4 protein-coding genes are annotated in these 4,379 nt (G+C 48.6%); all 4 read left to right on the top strand.

Annotation, left to right across the window (positions count from 1 at the left end; translation table 11 throughout):
* On the top strand, positions 1-1,295 hold a 1,295-nt coding region (gene nrdA / locus ABYW01_RS15225), incomplete at its 5' end, for a class 1a ribonucleoside-diphosphate reductase subunit alpha (protein ID WP_372834234.1).
* Between the two features lie 91 nt (positions 1,296-1,386).
* Positions 1,387-2,517, top strand: coding sequence for a class Ia ribonucleoside-diphosphate reductase subunit beta (nrdB, locus tag ABYW01_RS15220; RefSeq protein ID WP_372834232.1), 1,131 nt, complete (start codon positions 1,387-1,389; stop codon positions 2,515-2,517).
* A complete protein-coding gene (gene yfaE / locus ABYW01_RS15215) occupies positions 2,489-2,803 on the top strand; it encodes a class I ribonucleotide reductase maintenance protein YfaE (RefSeq protein WP_372834230.1) in 315 nt (104 codons plus the stop codon). The genes nrdB and yfaE overlap by 29 nt, the downstream gene beginning before the upstream one ends.
* Before the next feature lie 533 nt (positions 2,804-3,336).
* Positions 3,337-4,335, top strand: a complete 999-nt coding sequence (locus ABYW01_RS15210; RefSeq protein WP_372834228.1) for a cysteine synthase A — start codon at positions 3,337-3,339, stop codon at positions 4,333-4,335.
* The last annotated feature ends 44 nt before the right edge of the window (positions 4,336-4,379 follow it).

Here is a 4,379-nt window from a genome sequence, read left to right as displayed (position 1 = left end):
TTGAAGAAAACCGCGTGCGTCATTTGGATTACGGCGTGCAGCTTAACAAGCTGATGTACACCCGTTTGATCAAAGGCGGCAACATTACCCTGTTCAGCCCGGACGAAGTTCCTGGGTTGTATGATGCCTTTTTCGCCGATCAGGACGAGTTCGAGCGTCTGTACGTGAAATATGAGCAGGATGTCAGCATCCGTAAGCAAACCATCAAAGCGGTTGAGCTGTTTGGTCTGCTGGCGTCTGAGCGTGCATCCACAGGACGTATTTATATTCAGAACGTCGATCATTGTAATACACACAGCCCGTTTGATCCGGCGGTTGCGCCGGTGAAACAGTCCAACCTGTGTCTGGAAATCGCTCTGCCAACGAAGCCGTTGAACGACTTCAACGATGAAAATGGTGAGATTGCTCTTTGTACGCTGTCGGCGTTCAACTTAGGCGCGCTGGAGAATTTGGATGAGCTGGAAAACCTGGCTGATCTGATTGTACGTGCGCTGGATAACCTGCTGGATTATCAGGACTATCCGATCAAAGCGGCGCACACTTCGACTATGTCCCGTCGCCCATTGGGTGTCGGTGTGACTAACTTTGCTTACTATCTGGCGAAGAACGGTGTGCGTTACTCTGATGGCTCTGCCAATGGTCTGGTTCACAAGACGTTTGAGTCTATTCAGTACTTCCTGCTGAAAGCGTCCAACGAACTGGCGAAAGAGCGTGGTGCTTGTCCGAAGTTTAACGAGACCGTGTACTCTAAAGGTCTGTTGCCTATTGATACCTACAAGCGTGAAGTGGATGACTTCTGCGAAGAGCCACTGCACCAGTTCTGGGAAACCTTGCGTGAAGATATCCGCGAGTTTGGTTTACGTAACAGTACACTGACCGCGCTGATGCCATGTGAAACCTCTTCACAGATTACCAATTCCACCAATGGTATCGAGCCACCACGTGGATTTGTGTCTGTTAAAGCCAGCAAAGACGGCATCATGAAGCAGGTTGTCCCTGAGTTTAGCGAGCTGAAAAATCAGTACGAATTGCTGTGGGATATCCCGAACAACAACGGTTATCTGCAGCTGGTGGGCATCATGCAGAAGTTTGTTGACCAGTCGATCTCTGCCAACACCAACTATGATCCGGCGAAGTTCCCGGGTGATAAGGTACCGATGAAGCAGCTCCTGCAAGATCTGCTGACGGCCTATAAAAATGGTGTAAAAACCCTCTACTACCACAACACCCGTGATGGTGCGACCGACCAGCATGAAGACAATGGTGGTTGTGACGGTGGTGCATGTAAACTGTAGTTGTAAGCAGTTACATACCCGGCATGGCTTATATTCATTGAGCCATGCCTCTCCATATCGAATAGTATTTTTCAGGTAATTCAGGACAACGATGTCGTACTCTACGTTTAGCCATAGCGCCCATGATGCAACCAAAGAGCCAATGTTTTTTGGCCGCAGTGTGAATGTTGCCCGTTATGACAGACAAAAATATCCATTCTTTGAGAAGTTGATCGAAAAGCAGCTTTCCTTCTTCTGGCGTCCGGAAGAGGTGGATCTCAGCACCGACCGTAAAGATTTCATGCAGATGCCTGAGCATGAAAAACATATCTTCCTGAGTAACCTGAAATACCAGACGCTGCTGGATTCCGTTCAGGGGCGTTCTCCGAATATCGCATTCTTACCGATTGTGTCTCTGCCGGAACTGGAAACCTGGTTTGAAACCTGGGCGTTCAGTGAAACCATTCACAGTCGCTCTTACACGCATATCATCCGTAATATCATCACTGAGCCTTCCGAAGTGTTTGATACCATCGTGACGAATGATGAGATCATCAAGCGTGCCGATTCTGTGACGCGTTTGTACGATGAGCTGATTGAATTAGTCAGCGTACGCAACACCGTTGGTGAAGGTGTGCATACGATTAACGGTAAAGTCTTCGATGCCAGCATGCGTAACCTGAAGCGTAAGCTTTATCTGACGTTGGTCACCGTCAACGTGCTGGAAGCGATTCGTTTCTATGTGAGTTTTGCCTGCTCTTTCGCGTTTGCTGAGCGTGCCATCATGGAAGGCAATGCTAAGATCATCAAGCTGATCGCGCGTGACGAAGCGTTGCACCTGGCGGGTACTCAGCAGATGCTGAATATCATGGCCTCGGGTGCTGATGATCCGGAGATGAAAGAGATAGCAGCTGAGTGTGAAGAGGAGGTCTATGAGATCTTCCGTGAAGCGGCAGAGCAAGAGCGTGACTGGGCAGAATACCTGTTCAGCTCGGGCTCGATGATTGGTCTGAATGCTAAGATTTTGGGTGATTACGTTGAGTACATCACCAATGTTCGTATGAAAGCACTGAATCTGACTCCAATCTTTGCTGATCGTCAGAATCCTCTGCCATGGATGAATGCCTGGTTAGTGAGCGACAACGTACAAGTTGCGCCACAGGAGTCTGAGATCAGTTCCTATCTGGTGGGTCAGATTGATAACGAGGTAGGCGATGACGATTTTGATGGATTCGATCTATAAGGAAAAGGAGGATGTAGTGATGTCTGGTATCCCTCGAGTAAAGGTAAACCATCATCACACCTTCTATTACCAGTATGAGTTCTCCTTGCTTGATTCGCTGGAAGCGCAGGAGATCAATGCGCCGTACAATTGCCGTGGTGGTTACTGTGGTTGCTGTAAAGTACGGTTGATTGAAGGCGAAGTGACTCAGGTGCAGGATGCGTTGTTTGACCTTCAGGATGATGAAATTCTGACGTGTTGCTGCGTACCTAAAGGCCATATCGAGATTGAAATTCCATCAGACTGATTGTGTCTGATACAGACATTGTCCATTTCTTTGAGCCCTGTTCAGGTAACTGAGCGGGGTTTTTTATGCCTGTTGTAACGTGAATTCCCAACGCTGAAAGAATAAAAGTATCCAGCCTCCCGAAATGTTTTTCACAGGAAAAAAATACCCATTCCGCTGTTGACAGTTAGCGCTAATATTGAAACTGAAATAGCAGGTGGTGCGTGTAACTTATTGATATTTGGTGCGTTATTAGTGGCTGAACGTATTTTGTTCAAAATGCTGAAGTGCCCGTATTATCTGCTTGTTGGCAATCTACCCAAAAACAATCCCCGTAGTTATGCACAGTATGTGTGGGTAACTTTTCCCATCGTTTTGATACTGTTAACTGTATCTTTTGTGTCTGCTTCCCGACGATGTTTGGAAGCAAGGCGTACTCCGGTCTTGCGTGCCATACTTTCCGTAAACACTCAGGGTGTCTGCAGGTGAGTCTGACAGCCTCATAGAAAAAGTATCGGACTCAATCAACGCCCCTGAAGAACGGGAGTATGGTTATGTCTGCTGCTGCATCCGGGCTACTTGAACTGATCGGTAATACGCCTCTGGTACGTCTGAACAAAGTGTCTAAGCTAACCGGCTGTGATATCTACGGTAAAGCTGAGTTTATGAACCCCGGGGGCTCTGTGAAGGATCGTACAGCCTTGGGTATTGTCAGGCAGGCGATGCGGGCAGGGTTACTGAAGTCCGGCGGACATGTGGTCGAAGGTACTGCGGGCAATACAGGTATCGGACTGGCGCTGGTGGGTAATGCACTCGGCCTTCATACCATGATCGTGATGCCTGAAACCCAGAGTCAGGAAAAGCGGGATGCGTTACGTTTATTAAATGCTGACCTCAAGCTGGTGCCCGCAGTGCCGTTTGCAGATGACAATCACTATACAAAAGTGGCGAAGCGCCTTGCCATTGAGTTTCAGCAACACGGCAATGCCATTTGGGCCAATCAGTTCGATAATAAGGCCAATCGCGATGTGCACTATCAAACGACGGGTCAGGAGATATGGGATCAGACACAAGGAAAGATTGATGCGTTTTGCTGCGCTGTCGGAACCGGGGGAACCTTGGCAGGTGTTGGCTCGGCACTCAGAAATCATAACCCGGACGTTAAGGTGTTCCTGAGTGATCCGATGGGTGCCTCGTTGTACCACTTTTATACCTCTGGTGAGTTACAAGCGGAGGGTAGTTCGGTGATGGAGGGGATTGGGCAAAGTCGGGTGACGGCTAACCTTCAAGGTTTTGTGCCTGATGGGGCTTTTCAGATCCCCGACGAAGAGGCGATGGTCTATGTGTTTGATCTGTTGCAGGAGGAAGGGTTGGCCTTAGGGGGGTCTAGTGGCATCAATGTGGCAGGGGCAGTGCATGTTGCTAAAAAGCTGGGACCGGGCCATACCGTTGTGACGATTTTGTGTGATGGTGCAGCACGTTATCAAAGTAAGCTATTCAACCCCGACTATCTGCGCGATAAGGGCTTACCTGTTCCTGATTGGATGTATTGATCGGATGCAGGGACTATCGATAGTAAAAATGATTGACTATTAGA

The sequence above is a fragment of the Pontibacterium sp. genome, assembly GCF_041587635.1.
In the GTDB taxonomy this organism is placed as follows: domain Bacteria; phylum Pseudomonadota; class Gammaproteobacteria; order Pseudomonadales; family Balneatricaceae; genus Pontibacterium.
The sequence above is the reverse complement of the archived record's forward strand: the minus strand, read 5'-3'. Positions and strand labels throughout refer to the sequence as shown.